The organism is Hymenobacter latericoloratus, assembly GCF_014199535.1.
Classification (GTDB): domain Bacteria; phylum Bacteroidota; class Bacteroidia; order Cytophagales; family Hymenobacteraceae; genus Hymenobacter; species Hymenobacter latericoloratus.
In genome coordinates, this window is sequence record NZ_JACHNV010000003.1 from 374,622 (window position 1) to 391,216 (window position 16,595).

Consider the following 16,595-nt stretch of genomic DNA (forward strand, 5'->3'; position numbering starts at 1 on the left):
TAAGCGGAGTACGTTAATCAGGCTTTCAGGTCGTCAATATTATACAATCGGCCAGAAGTTCGGGCGGCATTCTTTCCGCGCCGGCTTTCTCCCCGACCTCATCCTTATCCATTACCCATAGTAGCACAAATGCTGAATAGTAACCCCCAAGCACAGGCCCGCAGCGCGGCAGGCAATCTGCTGTCGAATGCACGCTCGAGCCTGCAGCAGAACCCTACCTTCATCAGCGTTTTTCTGTATCTGCTGGGCAGCTTGCTGTTGTTTGCCCTGATGGGGGCCGGAGCCGTTTACAGCCCGTTTTCCTACAAAGTCACTTTCCTGCTGGTGCAGGCGGTTTCCTTGCTGCTCGGAACCCTTCACCTGTTTGCGCAGCGCCGCTGGCTTGCCTGGTTTGACGAGGACAACTGGGTGCACGGCACCGTTATGACGGTGCTGGCCTGGATGGCCGGAGCCCTGGGCATAGCTCTGCTGGTCTGGGTACCCAACCTGGAAGACCGCACTCCGCCCACAGCCTTTATTACGGCCACGCTGGCCGCCGTTATTCCGTACTTCTTCCACGAGGCGTACCGGGCCTGGAACCGGATTCCGATGAAGTACTACAAGCTCTGGCACTACCAGGCCAACGCGCAGGGCCCCGATCTGGCGCGCATGGATCTGAGCAACTTTATGGTGCTGCACTTCTGGATGTCGCGCCGCTTTGGGGAGTCGCTCTACCACGATTTTTCGTCGAAGGCGCCGTATGAAATGCACCTGGGCGACCTGTTCCACATCTTCCTGACCGACTACAACGCTCTGAAGCCCGATCAGTCGCTGCAGTACCTGGATGAGCAGGGGCAGCCGTTTGGGTGGATTTTCTACGCCAAGCAGGCCTGGTGGAAGCCCCGCCGCTACCTCGACCCCGACTATAGCTTCCGCGACAACTTCCTGAAGCAGGGCGACATTATCGTGGCCCGGCGCGTGCCCCGCTAGGCTCGGCCTGGTTCCGCCGCCGCTTGCCTAACTTGCCCCGCTCTCTATCCTTCCTTTCTGTTTTACTATGCTACCCGAAATCAAGCACTACCCCGTGAACTGGGTTGATGGGATGAAAATATCCCGCCGTCATTTCACCGAGCTTGAACAGTTTACCACCGAGCACCTCCGCGACGCTACCGCCGTGGGGCTTAGCGCCCACCGCTACGGCCTGCTCCCCGCCAATAGCCACGGGCTGCCTTCCCTGGAATTGCTGTTGAACGTAAATCAGCAGCAGGAAATACAGGCTAGGTTGCTGTACTGCCGGGCCATTACGGCCGGCGGCGCCCGCATTGAAATTACCAGTGCCAACGAGCCCCTGACCCTGCACACCAGCCTGGCTCAGCTGCTGCAGGACTTTAACCTGACCGCTACGGAGCAGCTGCGTTTCAGTGTCGTCGTATCCGTAAACCCCTACGTGCGCGTGCCCATGGGGCAGCCGGCGGTAGAGGAGGTGCCGCCCCGGCACCCCTACACCCGCCCGGAGTACCAGCTTAGCATTGTGCCTACCCAGCAGGTGAATACGTCGGCGGTCAGCTCGTTTCATCTGGTGATAGGGGAGCTGCTCTACGCCGAAGGAGCGCTGCGCGTGGTGGCGGGCTACATTCCGCCCAGCACGGCCCTGTCCAGCCACCCCGACCTGCTGAAGTGGCTACACCAGCTGGAGCATGTGCTGCAGGAGGTGGAAACGGACGCCTTCAAAGTCATTCATAAAGTGAAGCTGCGCGCCGATAAAAAAAGCGCCCTCAGCGAGCATGTGCATTTCCTGGCCGAGCGTACCGTGTTTGCTTTGGCTCAGCACCTGACCAGCTTCTCGCTGAGTGCCGCCGAGCAGCCGCCGATTTATCTGCTGGATGCCCTGATGCGGATGGGCAAGCAGGTGAAAACCACCCTGGAGTGCCTGACGGAAGCTGAGCGGGAAGAGCTACTGAAATACATCGAGCAATGGTCGGAAACGGTGCCGGCCATCCTGCTCAACGCCTTGCAGGGGGTAGTCACCATGCGCTACGACCATCACCGCGTGCACGAGCACCTGGCCCAGCACTTGTCGCTCTGGCAGCTGCTGGCTACTATTTTTCGGCAGCTCACCCAGCTGGAGTACATCGGTAAGAACAAGGAAGGCTGGAAAACCTTCATCAACGAAAACCCCGTGGCCCCGGCCGTTGCGCCGGAAAAGCCCGTTTCGCGGTGGAATCCTTTCTAAGCTCTCTGGCCCGTTAGCCCGCCCCCTCGCATGAAACCCCTCAACCACGCCGAACGCAATACCCGCCTCTGGAAATTCGCGCTGTTTTACGTGCTGGCCCTGGCCCTGCCCCTGGTAGCCTCCTACTACCTGTTCTCCGACGGCTCCATTGCCGAAGAAAACCAAAAGCTGAAGCGAGAATTGGAGCGCACCCGCGACGAGCAGCACAAGCTGCTGGTACAGCTGGATACCCTTACCTCGCACCTGCAGCGCATTGAATTGACCGACCGCCAGCTGCGTACGGAAAGCAACGACCTGGTAGTGGGCGACCTGAACAAGCGCACCCAGGACTACCTCAACGCCATTGCCGTAACCCTGAGCGAGCTGCGCCGCGACTCCACCCAGATGCAGTTCCTGACCAACAAGCGCCTGGCTCACAACATCCTGCGCGACTTCGACCTGTTCCGCAGCAACCGCAGTACCGTTGATTTCCTGCGCCAGTCCCTGGATAAAAAGGGCATTGACGTGTCGGGCAAGGAAGAAATGGCTGCCGAGCTGGCGCAAACCAAGCAGCTGCTGGCTACCTACCAGGCGGCCGCCGCCAACCGGCCGGCCCCAGTGATGATGGGTGGCGGGGGGGGAGGCAGCGGCTCCGGCGGCGGAGGTGGGGGTAGCGCCCGCGCGGCCGACCTGCAGCGCCGCCTGCAGGAGAGCCTCACGCAAGTAGCGCTGCTCTCCGACCAGGTAAACTTTGCCAATGCCGACTGCCTGCGCCTGCGGTCAGCGGGCATGAGCAAAGAGCAGCGCAAGGAAATGCTGGAACAGTCGCGGAAGGGGTTTGTGGCTATTCTGCAGAACCCCAGCTCCGAGGATATGAAAGCCAGCGTGGAGAAGATGATTGACTCCATTGACAAGGAGCTGGGCCGCAAACGGGGCATTTTTGGCTATAAATAGCCCGACCGTTCCGACCTGCCGCTACCCCCAGAACAACCGCGCATGAGCAACGAGTATTACCGCCTGCCGCTGAATTTCGAGGACTTGCTGCAGCGCCAGCCTTTGGCCCGCTGCTCGGTGCAGGAGTCCATTGCCCAGCACCTGTACCTGATGCTGACCACCCACTTCGGCGAATCACGATTTGACCCGGGCTTTGGCTGCGTGGTGTGGCAGCAGGATTTCGAGGCCATGACCAACATGCGCTGGAAAGACAACGTGCAGCGCTCCGTGGAGCAACTGGTGGCCGACCGTGAGCCGCGCCTGGAGCAAGTGAAGGTGCTCGTGGGCATTGAGGATTTTGAGCTGAAAGGCGTCAATCAGCGCATCCGGAAAAGGCTGGAGGTGACCGTGCGCGCCGTGCTGCGCCGCACCAACGAGCCCTTTGCCTTCCGGGCCAGCCTGTTTGTGGCGCCGCTCTCCGTTGTATAGAAAGAAGCTCTGCTTCTAGTTTGCTACCTGCTCGTTATGCACCCATCCGAGGATTTTACTAAAGCCGGAATTAAAAGTCGCCTGACCCAGAAAGCGGCCGAAATGTGGGGCTACAGCGAGGCAGATCTGGATGGTTTTGACCCCCTGGTGCAGCTGCTGCTGGAAGCCTGCGCCGTAGAGCTGGAAAAAATCGGGCAGGAAATCAATAACACCCAGTACCGGCTAGTAGAGCGCCTGGCGGGCCTGCTGAACCCCGATGTAATAGATGCGCCCCGGCCCGCCCACGCCATTGCGCAGGCCTCGCCCCGGGAGCCCGTATTGCAACTGCCCGCCGACGCGCAATTTGCTTTTCAGCGGCCCGTGCTGGGGCGCTCGGCCAGTGCTTCGGCCACCTTCTTTTCGCCTCTGCAGCAGACGCGCCTGGTGGATGGGGCCGTGCGCTACCTCGCCACCGACGACCACGTGTGGCGGGTGGAGCAAGTAGGGCAGAAGCGGCCCCTGGCCGCGGCCACCCGCCCCGAGCCCGCCGAGCACCGCCGCCTCTGGATAGGGTTGGAGCTCACCCCCGAGGTAGCATCCCTGGCCGACCTGTCCTTTTACTTCGACTGGCTGAACGAGCCCCGCCGTGAGGCCTACCTGACCTACCTGCCCGGCGAAACGTGGCTGTTGGGTGGGCTTCCGCTGAACGCAGCCCAGGGCCTGCGGGCGGCCGCCCCAGATGCGGAGCCCTTGCTTCACCAGGAGTATGATTTTCTGCAGCGGGTAGAAGAACAGGTCCGGCAGCTGTATGCGCCGGGCTTTGTGCGGATGCAGTCGGGTCCGGGCACCGAGCTGCAGTTATATCTGCGCGAAACCTTCCCGGCGGCCCTGGCCGCTCGCTTTGCCCCGGAAGTGCTGGAAACGCTGACGCAGCCGCTGATCTGGCTGGAGGTGCGCTTCTCGCACGCCCTACCCCCCGAAGCGCTGGCAACCGTTACCTGCGGAGTCAACTGCTTTCCGGTGCTGAACCGCCGGCTCAACAAGCAGCTATTCCGTTTGCAACCCGCCCTGAACATCTTTCCGCTGGCCTCCGAGGAAGCGTTTCTGGCCATCAAGGAGATATACAGCCTGCGCAACGTCGTATTCCGCTCTACCACCCTCAGCACGCTTGACGAGCACGACACCGACACCTACACCCTGCGGTACGGGGCGGGGCGGTTTGATGCGCGCTCGGGCAAGGAGGCTCTGCTGGAATTGTTGGAGCTGCTTCGCGACGAAAGCCGCGCCTTCACAGCCACCGGCACCGATTTCGTGGCCAACACCCTGCGGGAACTCAACCAAAGTCTGGCCCGGCTGGAAGAACGCATGGGCCAAGCCGACATCGGGCAAACCGGCGACCCGGCTCCTTACGTCATGCTTCGCCCCCGCGACGCCACCGACAGCGTGTACCTGGAATACTGGTCGAGCGACGGGGAGGCTGGCAACCGCATTCCCAACGGCAGCCTTCTGCAGGTGTACGATGGGCACTATGTGGATGCCGTGCAGTTAGTAACTACTACCACCGGGGGGCGGGAACGGCCCCGGCCCGAGGAACGGGTTTTCGCCTTGCGCAGAAACCTGCTCAGCCGCAACCGCATCGTTACGCTGGAGGACATCCGGGCCGCTTGCTGGGCCGAGCTGGGCAGCCAGCTCGGCCAGGTGCACATCGAGAAAGGCTTCCGCACGGGCGGCTCGCCCACGGCCGGTTTTGTGCGCTGCATCCGGGTGCAGCTGACTCCCGCAGCTACCAGCCGCATGTCGGGGCCGGAGTGGCAGCGCGCCGCCCACGAGCTACAGGTGCTGCTAGCCAGCCAATCGGCCATGAACCTGCCCTACGAGGTGAGTTTACTGCCCGCGGCGGGGTAGTAAAGTCAGCGACAGACAACAAGCGAAATCAGCCGCCGGGCCGTTACAACAACGGTGGCCCAACGGCTGATTTCGCTTTGTTGGAAAAGCGGTGGTTATTAAATGCTTCAAGCCAAGAGCTTGCCTCCGGTAATGGCAGCCACCGGGCTAGCCGATTGACTCGGCTACGCTGGGCTGTTCTGCGGGTTCTTCGGAGGCTTCAATCTGCCAGGTGAGGTCTTCGGCGTCCGGCAGCTTATCCAGCGAGATGACGGAGCCTTTGCCTACCTCGCCGGCAATAATCATCCGGGAAATGGGGCGGCGGAGCTGCTGCCGAATGACGCCTTTGATGGGGCGGGCTCCGTAGCGCGGCGTAAAGCCCAGCAGGGCCAGGTAGCTGCGGGCTTCGGGCGTGAGCTCCAGCGTAATGCCCTGGCGCTTGAGCTGCTCCTGCAGGGGGCGCAGGTGAATGTCGAAGATCTGGACCACGTTTTCCTCCGAAATCGGCGCGAAGGGCACTATTTCCGTGAGGCGGGCCAGAAACTCGGGACGGAAGTAGCGGCTCATGGTTTCCATGAGCGTGCTGGTAGCCGGTATCTGCCCCGCGCCAAACGACTGGATAATCTGCTCACTGCCAATGTTGGAGGTGAACAGGATGACGGCATTCGAAAAGTCACCTTCCCGCCCCAGCCGGTCGTGCAGGCGGCCTTCGTCCAGAATCTGCAGGAAGATGTCGAACACCGAGCTATGGGCCTTCTCGATTTCATCAAAGAGCACCACCGAGTACGGCTTCTCCCGAATTTTATTGACCAGCAAACCGCCTTCCTCGTAGCCCACGTAGCCGGGAGGGGCTCCGTAAAGCAGGGCCGCCGAGTGCTCTTCCTTGAACTCCGACATATCAAAACGAATCAGGAAGGACTCGTCGTTGAACAGGAAGTCGGCCAAAGACTTAGCCAGCTCGGTTTTGCCCGTGCCGGTAGGGCCCAGCAGGAAAAAGGAGCCAATGGGTTGCCCGGCCTTCGTGAGGCCGGAGCGCGACTCCAGAATGGCCTCGCACAGGGCCTTCACGGCATGGTTTTGGCCTACTACGCGCTGCTGCAGGGTTTGGTCCATGTTCAGCAGCTTGTCCCGCTCATTGCTCTGCAGCTTGCCCAGCGGAATACCCGTTTTGCCCGACACAACGGCGGCAATATCCGTCCGCTCCACCCGGTCCTTCTTGGTGCCTGAAAGGTTTACCACGGCTGCCAGCAATTCCCGCACGTAGGCTTCCAGGGCTTCAGCAGTTTCCAAAGCCTCGGGCTGCTGTTCCTGGTCGAGCTGATTGAGCCATAGGTGACTAACCTGGTTCTGCACCTGATAGAGAAACCAGCGCAGCTCTTTCAGGTAATCGGGGGCTGTAAGCTCGGGCTGCCGGGCCACCAAGGTGTCGAAATCCTGCTGGAGCTGCCGCAGCTCGGCGCTGGCATGCTCGTCCAGCATCCGGATAGCGGCCATGGTGCGGTCCACCAGATCAATGGCCGAGTCGGGTAGCTGCCGGTCTTTGAGGTAGCGTTTGGCCAGGCGCACGGCCTCGGCCACCGTGCCTTCGCCTACCTGCAGGCCGTGGTGAGCAGCGTAGTAGGGTAGCACACTTTCCACCATGCGCTCGGCCACCACCATGCTCGGCTCTTCCACCCGCAGCACATCGAAGCGGCGGTTGAAGGCCTCATCGGCCTCCATGTATTGGCGGTACTCGTCGTTGGTAGTGGCCCCAATTACCGTGATTTCGCCGCGGGCCAGCTCCGGCTTCAGCAGCTGGGCTATGCCCGCGCCCGCTGAGCCTTTGGGGTCAAGCAGCACATGGATTTCGTCGATAAAGAGGATGGCCCGGTGGTACTGCTTGATTTCGCTCAGTACGCTTTTAATGCGGTCCTCTACCTCGCCTTTGTACGACGCTCCCGCCACCAGCGTACCCAGGTCCAGCTCAAACAGCGCTACCTGCTGCAGGTGGCCAGGCACTTTCTTCTGCACAATCTGCTGGGCAAAGCCTTCCACCAGCGCCGATTTTCCTACCCCCGGCTCGCCTACCAGCAGTACGTTAGGCTTGGTGCGCCGCCCCAGAATCTCGGCCATTTGCCGCGTTTCCCGGTCACGCCCCACAATGGGGTCCAGCTTTCCGCTTTCCGCCTGAGTTGTTTTGTTGACGCAGTACGTGGCCAGGGCGCCAGCCTTACCGGTGGGGGTACGGTCTGAGAGGGGGGTAGTAGCCTGCCCATCAGCGCCTACGGCTACCGGCTGCAAGCTGGCCGGCTCGGCCGCTTCCATCACTTCACGCTGGGTGAGGGGGAGGGATTTTAGCTGCTCGGGCGTGTACACCAGGCCCGGCCGCAGCACAGCGGCCAAGGCGCACAGCGGGTCCGTTTCTTCTTTGGAGAGCTGCAGCGCTACTAAGTCAGCTACTTCCAGAATGGCCTTTATTTCCTTGTCGGCACCGGGCAGCTCCGGGGGGCGCACGGCTTTCGGCAGGCTTTCCAGTCGTACTTCGGCCCATTCGCGCAGGTAGTGAATATCCTTGCCCAGCTCCACCGCCAGCCACGAAGCCAACCCTATTTCATTGTGGAGCAGGGCCGTAAATAGGTGAGAGGCGGCGTAGTATTCGTGCCGATATTCGTGGGCTACTGCCTGAGCGATATGCAGCGCGCGCTTTAACTCATCGGTGTAAGACATTACTAGAAAGCAGGATAAAAGGAAAGATAGAGTGGCCTTAAAGCAAGCAAGGCCAGGGGCTGGCATATAACCGGCGCGGTAAGGTAGGAGAATATCCGTATTGGCAGGTAATTCGATGTAAATACATGGTTTTTCTTTTACATAATAGCATCTTGCCAATAGGCTAGCATATAGGATTTTGTATATTATTTAATTGAGATTTGTGTGTTTTATTTTAGGTAGTTTTTCAAATTCCTGTACCTTACGGCCGGAAAAGCACGTAAAGCTTTCTGCCAATACCCTGATACAGGTTGGTTTAGCTTAAACACTACAACGTATGTTTAATTACGGAATAGGAGGGCAGGAGCGGAAGCAGGATGGTGCCCAGGAGTCCATTTCAGATATTCCATTGAACCGCACCCTGCTGGTGCAAAAGCTCACCTCTGATCCACCGCTGCGCGCCCAGATTGTAGAAGGCCTGCGTACTCCCGAAGCTGTATTTGCCCACTTCAAGCCCTCCGTAGAAGTAGAGTTTGACCGGGAAGATGGCTCTACCGTAACGGAGAACCTGCAATTCGAGTCGCTCGGCGACTTCGGCAAGAAAGGCATCATCAACCAGAGCAATTTTCTGCAGGACCTGAGCACGCAGACCGACGATCTGCAGAAGCTGCTACGGCAGCTAAAGTCCAACAAAATCTTGAAATCGGCGCTGGAAACCCCTGAAACCAAGGCCGCCTTCCTGGCGGCCATTCAGGCCATGATCAGCGAGCTGGACTAGCTGGCCCGGATTATTGTATCCGCTCGCCCTATTCGCTCATCATCCGATAGAAATTCCCCTCTATGGCAACCGAACAAAACGCTTCTTCTGCTACCCACTCACGGGAGCGGGAGCTTGCCCCTCGTCTTGAAGAAAACGCCCAGGCTTTAGCCAAATTTGGCGGTTTCGATTTGCTGGAAACTACCATCGATGGCGCTTCCAACCTCAACCCTGAGAAAAAGGCTCGCAAAAAGATTTTCCTGACGGAAGACAGCAAAAAGGCCGACCGCCAGCAGCTGAAAAAGCGCTTGGCCCTCTGGCACGAGATGCTGAGCAAGGCCGATTCCGTAGCCGACGCCGTGCAGCAATGCGAGGATCAGGTAGAGTCTTCTACCAACCAGCTGACGGATAACCTGCGCAAGGCCATTGAGGCCACGCACGATATGGAGCAGTCGTACCGCTCCGTGGCGCTGTTCTACCGCAACACCGATCAGGACGAGGTGAAGAACATTTCCATCCTGAACGCGGATAAAGACCAGCTGCAGGACCTGGACAATACCACCTTTATTGATGCGGTGTCCAATGAGTTGGAACAGAATTACGACCGCCTCGATCTGCGCGACAACTACTCGCTGCTGGTAGTGCCCGGTTACCTGGGTTCCAACAAGGTGATTGATAAGTGGGCCAAGATTGCGCACAAAAACAAGGTGATGATGGTCACCGATTTTGAGCACTACGACACCCCCGACGACGTAATTGAGCTGTTTGAGGAAGCTAACCTGACGGGCGCCGAGGCACACAAGTCCAACATCATCATGGCTTGTAACTGGCTGGTAGGACGGGGCAAGCTGGAGGAGGTAGGCGAGGAGGAAGACCTGTTCGTACCCCCATCCTCGGCGCTGGCTGGGCGCATTTACAGCACCCTGGCTTCCCAGGTAACGGCCGGGCGCAAGCACGGTACTTTGAATGAAGTAGATGGTGTCCGATTCCCGCTCCGTAAAAGCGAAATTGCCAACCTCGAAAAGCTGGGCCTGGTGCCCATGGTGAACGAGTACGGCCGGGTTATGGCCTTCTCCGCCAAAACCCTCTTCAACGGCGACAACATCGGCCTGCAGACCTACTCCGTGGTTCGGGTATTCGACTACGTAACTAAGGTGCTGATTGACTTCCTGAACCGCCGCGCCTTCGAAAACTGGGACCACAACATGCGCATGGACATCCAGAGCCAGGTAGTGCGCTTCCTGGATGGCATTGCCGGCCCTGGTAAGCTGATTGAGAAGTTCTCCATCAAGAAGTTTGAGCGGGACCCTAACCAGAAGGACCGCATCCTGCTCGACATCCACATGGTACCCTACTTCCCGGCCAAAACCTTCCTGGTGTCGCTGGACGGCACCAAAGGCGATGACCCCAACGACCCTAACCGCGACTGGAACGCTGAATACAAGCAGCAATAGCCTGGGTTGCGGCTGAGTAACACCTGCTCAAGCTAGATAGCAGTAAAAGAGTACCGTATTTTTCATTCCCTTCCTTTCATTTTTAACCCCTTACACATTTTATTATGGCCTCATTCAGTGCATTCTTTAACGCCGCTGGCAGCGGTGACTGCGAAGTAGTAAGCTGCAGCTACTCCTTCGATCAAGCCATCGATGACAAAGGGCGTCCTTCGTCAAAGGTGCAGGGCGGCACTATTAAAGTGACAATTGTTTCAACCGACAGCGCTTCGCTGACGAGCTGGATGCTGGACCCCTACAAACGCGAAAGCGGCAAAATCACCTTCAAGCGCATTGACCAGGACTCCACCCTGAAGGAAATCTCCTTCGAGGAAGCCTACTGCGTAAGCTACGCCGAGCACTTTGATGCCCGCGGCGCTGACACTAACACTTCTATGACCCTGAGCCTAACCATTTCGGCTAACAAGATCAACGCCAATGGCGCTGTACTAGACAACAAATGGGTATAACCACTCCTTAGATTGGTTAAAAAGCCTCTGCAGCATAGTTTGCAGAGGCTTTTTGCTTGTTCCAGGTTTCCTACCAAAGTAAGAATGACGCCACGCGCTTTACCTATTGTTTTCACCTTGAACGGGCCTGCTGGCCGCAAGACACTAAGCAAATGAGCTTAGTTGTCAATCAGAAGTTGCGTGGTTGTGCGAATATGGCGTTTGCCACTAATCTCAACGTTCTAGAGGCAACGGCTCAAATATCAAAGGCAGCTTTGCGTAGCCAGGGCCTAACATTGATTTAACCGCCTCATCATTCTCACACCTTTCCACAAAGTCATACAAATTTGGAGCTCCGTAGCGGATTCCTCCCATGCGTGCTGCGAGCACATAGATAGGCAGTTCATCATCGGAGCTGCGGTGAGCTAAGTCCCAGACCAGATATTCGCCATTCTCACTCGTGGCAAAGGGAACCAGTGACTGCTCAATCCCTTCATAGCCATCAGGTTCAAGTAAGAAAGGATCATGCTCCATTTCCTCGTAAAAGCTATCCATTGCCTGTTTGATGCAAGGGCTACGAATGGTCCATGAATCGGGATGTTGGCCGAGAGGAACATAGATCAGAAACAGGCCGCAGAGCCTTCCCCAGCCCAAGTGGGTAGCAAAGTCGATATAGGAGGGCGGGAAGCCTTTGCCGTCGGTGAACCGATGCGCTGTTAGGTAAGCATTATCAAATTGTGTAATAGATTTCTTTCTTAGCCTGTCGAAAATAGACATAGGAGCTTCTTTTTAAACTCAGTAGTAGTGCCACTGCTGCCCGTTGAGCAGGGTTTTGCTCACCAAGCTGCCTTCGACATCATCGTGGTAGCGCGTGCCATTGGCCTGACGTAATTGTCCGCCTTTGCTGTTCAGCGTGCGGAATAAGTTGCCAATGGCTAATCGCACTTTCATGCCTTTCAACCAAACCTCGTGTGCACCATCAATGATGCGTTCTTCCATCAGCTTGTTGAACTGATTACCCTTAAGAATATTCTGCACATACTTTACTCCAGCACGAGCCAGATCGGCGAAGCACACGGTGGCATTATGGACGACGAACATCCACCAGCTGACAAGGTAGGTGTGCCAGTCGGCTACCTCGAAGTTGTAGACTGTGGTAGGCTGTTCGGTGTGGTGGCTGACCTCGCTCACGGGCATGGTCAGCCCGTCGGAGCGCAGCACGGCGTCGCCCACCACCAACTCGCCGGCTACTTTCCAGGCGCCATTGGCCCAGAACGGGTGCTCGGGTGTAGCCTGCACCACATCCGCACCCAGGCGCAACTCTACCAGCGCATCTGACTCGCGCTGCATCGTGTGCACGACGGGCTTGAGAGCTAAGTCCCCTGTTTGCTCGTGCCAGGACCAGACCAAGTCGCCCGTTTTGATGTCCTCGATGTTTTTGTAGCCCCCCTCCACGGCCACGGGCGTACCGGCCGGGAAGCAGGCTGTCACGCAGATACGCGGGATTTTGGCGGCAAAGGAGCGTACGCCCGCTTTGAGTCCATTCTTGAGAGCGGCACTCTTCAGGGCCAGGGCGGCCATCTGCTTTTTGGCCAGGCCGGCGGCTACCTTGGCGCCGGCTTTCAGAGCGGTGCGCACGCCGGCCTTGGCCCCCATCATGGCGGCCGTGGCCGTGCCGAAGGTCAGCACCCCCGCCGCCACTGAGGCTACGTCCCAGACTAGGACGGAACTAGGGTAAAGGGCTTTTTACAAGCCTAGATCGCCTCATCTATTAGTGGTACAATAGAGCCCTGATCACCCCAACGTTTTAGTTCAATTACCCCTGCATAATCTCCTAGCTCGGGATAGGGCTCCCAATTAGGAGTTATATCAACAGAGTGTGTTGCCGTTTGTTGACTACGGTAACGTTGACCATCAGCTTTCTCATACTCGCGATTGACCGTTAAATGGCCTTGGAATGTGAAGATGTATTGTGTGTCAGCTATACTTTCTGCGGGTGTACACCAAGTTTCATCAGCATACTCAAAGTAATGTAAACTCTGCAAAAACAACTTGTCGTGCTCAGTCCCTAAGAAGGTATAGATCAAGTACTCACGGTTATAGCCATCTAAAAAACTAACAATAACATTGCCCTCATTGAGAATGACGTTAGCATAAGATTGCCCAGTCGCAGTGAGCCGCACATAAACATGATAAAGTAGACGATGTTGATGAGCATAAGCAGCCCATGTATCAAGTGCTGATAAGTGTACATCAAGCTCTTTACGCGGCAACTCATCTTCGTAACTAGTACGATAGAAATCTAACGTATCAGTTATGTTCATCATTTCACCATATGCGTCATTCCACATATGTAAATCGTAAGTGTACTGTTTCATTGAAAAAATGAAAAGAAAATAAAATTAGCGCTCCTATCAAGGTTTCTCCCACCAACGAAGCATAGTATCAGTAATATCATCTACTGATTCAATTGTTACTCGCTTCTTTTTAGCGTATTCTAGAATTTCTTTTGGTATAGGCTGCTCCTGTTTAGGAACCTGTAATACATATTTTCCTTTTAGCTTCTCTGAACCAGCTCGCTCAGCATTTTGTACTTCTGAGCCTGCTTTATATTTCTTAGTTATTTCGTCGATGTACTTCTTGGCAGTGGTTTCGGTAACTTCAGCTAGTTGGGTAGCCTTACGCGAAATAATCTTCTTATTTGGAATGTAAGTATCTAATCGCACTTTCATGCCTTTCAACCAAACCTCGTGTGCACCATCAATGATGCGTTCTTCCATCAGCTTGTTGAACTGATTACCCTTAAGAATATTCTGCACATACTTTACTCCAGCACGAGCTAGATCGGCGAAGCACACGGTGGCATTATGGACGACGAACATCCACCAGCTGACGAGGTAGGTGTGCCAGTCGGCTACCTCGAAGTTGTAGACTGTGGTAGGCTGTTCGGTGTGGTGGCTGACCTCGCTCACGGGCATGGTCAGCCCGTCGGAGCGCAGCACGGCGTCGCCCACCACCAACTCGCCGGCTACTTTCCAGGCGCCATTGGCCCAGAACGGGTGCTCGGGTGTAGCCTGCACCACATCCGCACCCAGGCGCAGCTGCACCAGTGCATCCGACTCGCGCTGCATCATGTGGCCGTGCCGAAGCTCAGTACCCCGCCGTGATTGAGATACTACACGGGGTACAGCTTAAAAGCTATACAAGCCAGCTAGGAATTGCTTCCGTAGGACGAGGAAATAGCTTTAGGTCTTTTTTGTAAATCGCAAGCGGCAAGGGTTCCTCAAAGGCAGGAATATCTGAGTAATTATAGGCTGTCAGCGGCTTGTTATTCTGAGTGTATTCAATACTTATAGTATACCATGCTCCTTTGTTAGGATGATAAGTTAATTCACGTAACTTTTCTATGAAATTACCTATATTGTTATTTTTAGTATCCTCATTGATATAGTCTAAATCAAATGTTTCAAATTCTATTCTGGTTTCTGTATTTTGTAGAACATACCATGATTTTACTTCAGTAATAGATCCTACAATGTAACCCTCTATATAAATAGAGCTCCAATTATTTTCAGGTGCCAATGCTTTTGTAATCCGAAAAATTTGCTCTAGGCAGAAATTGATTTCCTGTTTTTCGTGCATGTCCATCAGTTGGTGCGTTCTTCTAAAGAATTTATAAATTCGTTGAAGGAATTTGCTATTGCTGTCAAATTACCAAAGTAGTCGCTACCGTTTTCCTCGGCTTCCTCCTCGTGCCACCATAACGCTATAAGGCCTTTATTTTTGTCAAACAAAGACATTATATAAATATTGCCTCCAGAATCAGTTCCAATTGGCATATACCAAGAGGGAATACGGCCTGCGTATACATCAATGGCTTGAAATAAACTAGCCCATTCAGGCTCTTCTATCATGCCATATAACCAGTTAACATCGGTATTAACTTCAGGTTGTTGGTTAGGTATTGGGCGCCCACCGTTATGGTGTAGAAGAAAGTCTTTGTAGTCGTCCGGAAGTAGAATTTCATTGGCTTCTTCAAAATCAACAATATCCTTTGGGTTGACTGGCCCAAACAAATTACTTTTTTCTATTTGCATACAAGCTTTGATTAGCGGTAACCTGTGCTTTTTGTTATGTCGCGGTAGAGTTGAGCACCCCCCGAATGTCGTGCTGCTTGATGGGCATCAGTTCGCACTAATTGCATTTCATTGTAAAGCTTTTTCCCTTTTTTGTTAACAACCTCTGTATGATGCCAAGTGTGGTCGGGGGGGGTGGTCTTATGACCGGCTAATCTATTAGCTTCTGCAAAGTCGTCGCTGTATTTACCAGTCATCTCAATAGTAACACTGTTCTTACCTGGTCCATTATAAAGATAGCTACTGAAATCAGGGTAACCATTTTTCTTTACAGGTATCTTGAAGCCCTTAGCTTTAGCAATTGGATTTAATTTCCCACGGTACTTACTATTCGTAATAATTTTTCCACCTGCCGTTTTAAGAGACTTTAATGTTTTGCTGAGACAAACAGTAGCATTATGCACAACGAACATCCACCAGCTGACAAGGTAGGTGTGCCAGTCGGCTACCTCGAAGTTGTAGACTGTGGTAGGCTGTTCGGTGTGGTGGCTGACCTCGCTCACGGGCATGGTCAGCCCGTCGGAGCGCAGCACGGCGTCGCCCACCACCAGCTCGCCGGCTACTTTCCAGGTGCCATTGGCCCAGAACGGGTGCTCGGGTGTAGCCTGCACCACATCTGCACCCAGGCGCAGCTGCACCAGTGCATCGCTCTGCCGGCTCATCGTGTGCAGCACCGGCTTGAGGGCCAGATCCCCCGTTTCTTCGTGCCAGGACCAGACCAAGTCGCCCGTTTTGATGTCCTCGATGTTTTTGTAGCCCCCCTCCACGGCCACGGGCGTACCGGCCGGGAAGCAGGCTGTCACGCAGATACGCGGGATTTTGGCGGCAAAGGAGCGTACGCCCGCTTTGAGTCCATTCTTGAGAGCGGCACTCTTCAGGGCCAGGGCGGCCATCTGCTTTTTGGCCAGGCCGGCGGCTACCTTGGCGCCGGCTTTCAGAGCGGTGCGCACGCCGGCCTTGGCCCCCATCATGGCGGCCGTGGCCGTGCCGAAGGTCAGCACCCCCGCTGCTACTGAGGCCACGTCCCAGACCAAGAAGGCCGCGTTCAGGGCCACGCCCATTTTGTCGCCGGTTTGGGCGGCATGGATTAGGTCCCGGCCCGAACCCCACAGCGGAATCATGCCCTCCAGCAGGCCGGCCTCGCCCACCGAGTTCTTTTCCAGCTCTGCCTGTTTGAGAGCTTCGTCGGCCTCTTCCCGGGTTTCCTTAATCTGCTGGCTCATCTCGGGCGGCATCGGTAATTGGCCCGAGGTCAGAAACTCAATTTTGCCTTGCCCCAAAGGGCAGTTGATGCAGGATCGGAACAGAAGCGTTTCGGCCCCACCTACTTTGGCCGGATACGTGTCCTGCCAAAGGGTGGGAGCGGGTACGCATGGCACGGGTGTACCCCCGGCCTGCTGCGTGAGCTTTTTGCAGATGATGAAGGAGGGAATATTGGCGATTGGCACCTTGTCTAGCGCGTTCCCGGCTTGTAGCCCCGCAATTTTACTGGTGCGCGGCGTGGTCTGGAAGGGCATTGGTACCATGCCCTCACTGCACTGGAGTAAGGCCCCGGTAGTTATATATTCGAGCGGATGCGGCATAAACGACGATTAGAAGTAA

General features: G+C 55.9%; 16 protein-coding genes. 8 read left to right on the top strand and 8 right to left on the bottom strand.

Features of this window, described 5'->3' with window-relative positions; all coding sequences use genetic code 11:
• The first annotated feature begins 129 nt into the window (after positions 1–129).
• From GGU46_RS12055 to GGU46_RS12075, 5 genes are all read left to right on the top strand, one after another.
• A complete protein-coding gene (locus tag GGU46_RS12055; protein ID WP_183403786.1) occupies positions 130–969 on the top strand; it encodes a TssN family type VI secretion system protein in 840 nt (279 codons plus the stop codon).
• A 67-nt stretch (positions 970–1,036) separates the two neighbouring features.
• A complete protein-coding gene (locus tag GGU46_RS12060; RefSeq protein ID WP_183403787.1) occupies positions 1,037–2,212 on the top strand; it encodes a hypothetical protein in 1,176 nt (391 codons plus the stop codon).
• 30 nt (positions 2,213–2,242) lie between these two features.
• Positions 2,243–3,145, top strand: a complete 903-nt coding sequence (locus tag GGU46_RS12065; RefSeq protein ID WP_183403788.1) for a hypothetical protein — start codon at positions 2,243–2,245, stop codon at positions 3,143–3,145.
• 42 nt (positions 3,146–3,187) lie between these two features.
• Positions 3,188–3,613 carry a GPW/gp25 family protein gene (locus GGU46_RS12070; protein WP_183403789.1) on the top strand — a complete coding sequence of 142 codons (426 nt, stop codon included), beginning with the start codon at positions 3,188–3,190 and terminating at the stop codon, positions 3,611–3,613.
• Positions 3,614–3,649: 36 nt separating this feature from the next.
• Positions 3,650–5,497: a type VI secretion system baseplate subunit TssF gene (locus GGU46_RS12075; protein ID WP_183403790.1), complete on the top strand. Its 1,848-nt coding sequence runs from the start codon at positions 3,650–3,652 to the stop codon at positions 5,495–5,497.
• Between the two features lie 147 nt (positions 5,498–5,644).
• On the opposite strand, the gene GGU46_RS12080 is transcribed toward GGU46_RS12075, so the two are convergent.
• On the bottom strand, positions 5,645–8,182 hold the full coding sequence (locus GGU46_RS12080) for an ATP-dependent Clp protease ATP-binding subunit (protein ID WP_183403791.1): 2,538 nt from the start codon (positions 8,180–8,182) through the stop codon (positions 5,645–5,647).
• Positions 8,183–8,498: 316 nt separating this feature from the next.
• Here GGU46_RS12080 and GGU46_RS12085 point away from each other — a divergent pair, with 316 nt between their 5' ends.
• The 3 genes from GGU46_RS12085 (at position 8,499) to tssD (ending at position 10,878) form a co-directional block, all read left to right on the top strand.
• Complete coding sequence (locus GGU46_RS12085; RefSeq protein ID WP_110980201.1) at positions 8,499–8,939, top strand: type VI secretion system contractile sheath small subunit; 441 nt, start codon at positions 8,499–8,501, stop codon at positions 8,937–8,939.
• 62 nt (positions 8,940–9,001) lie between these two features.
• Entirely contained in the window at positions 9,002–10,372 is a 1,371-nt protein-coding gene (locus GGU46_RS12090) for a DUF5458 family protein (protein WP_183403792.1), read from the top strand.
• A gap of 104 nt (positions 10,373–10,476) precedes the next feature.
• Positions 10,477–10,878 carry a type VI secretion system tube protein TssD gene (gene tssD / locus GGU46_RS12095; protein ID WP_073287881.1) on the top strand — a complete coding sequence of 134 codons (402 nt, stop codon included), beginning with the start codon at positions 10,477–10,479 and terminating at the stop codon, positions 10,876–10,878.
• Positions 10,879–11,091: 213 nt separating this feature from the next.
• Here tssD and GGU46_RS12100 read toward each other — a convergent pair whose 3' ends face one another.
• From GGU46_RS12100 to GGU46_RS12130, 7 genes are all read right to left on the bottom strand, one after another.
• Positions 11,092–11,634 carry an SMI1/KNR4 family protein gene (locus tag GGU46_RS12100; protein WP_183403793.1) on the bottom strand — a complete coding sequence of 181 codons (543 nt, stop codon included), beginning with the start codon at positions 11,632–11,634 and terminating at the stop codon, positions 11,092–11,094.
• An 18-nt stretch (positions 11,635–11,652) separates the two neighbouring features.
• Positions 11,653–12,546: a polymorphic toxin-type HINT domain-containing protein gene (locus tag GGU46_RS12105; protein ID WP_183403794.1), complete on the bottom strand. Its 894-nt coding sequence runs from the start codon at positions 12,544–12,546 to the stop codon at positions 11,653–11,655.
• Between the two features lie 65 nt (positions 12,547–12,611).
• Positions 12,612–13,235: a hypothetical protein gene (locus GGU46_RS12110; RefSeq protein WP_183403795.1), complete on the bottom strand. Its 624-nt coding sequence runs from the start codon at positions 13,233–13,235 to the stop codon at positions 12,612–12,614.
• 36 nt (positions 13,236–13,271) lie between these two features.
• Positions 13,272–13,991: a polymorphic toxin-type HINT domain-containing protein gene (locus GGU46_RS12115; RefSeq protein ID WP_183403796.1), complete on the bottom strand. Its 720-nt coding sequence runs from the start codon at positions 13,989–13,991 to the stop codon at positions 13,272–13,274.
• A 64-nt stretch (positions 13,992–14,055) separates the two neighbouring features.
• Complete coding sequence (locus GGU46_RS12120; RefSeq protein ID WP_183403797.1) at positions 14,056–14,499, bottom strand: immunity protein YezG family protein; 444 nt, start codon at positions 14,497–14,499, stop codon at positions 14,056–14,058.
• Between the two features lie 5 nt (positions 14,500–14,504).
• Positions 14,505–14,954, bottom strand: a complete 450-nt coding sequence (locus GGU46_RS12125) for an SMI1/KNR4 family protein (RefSeq protein ID WP_183403798.1) — start codon at positions 14,952–14,954, stop codon at positions 14,505–14,507.
• Between the two features lie 11 nt (positions 14,955–14,965).
• Positions 14,966–16,576: a polymorphic toxin-type HINT domain-containing protein gene (locus GGU46_RS12130; RefSeq protein WP_262890942.1), complete on the bottom strand. Its 1,611-nt coding sequence runs from the start codon at positions 16,574–16,576 to the stop codon at positions 14,966–14,968.
• Positions 16,577–16,595 lie beyond the last annotated feature (19 nt).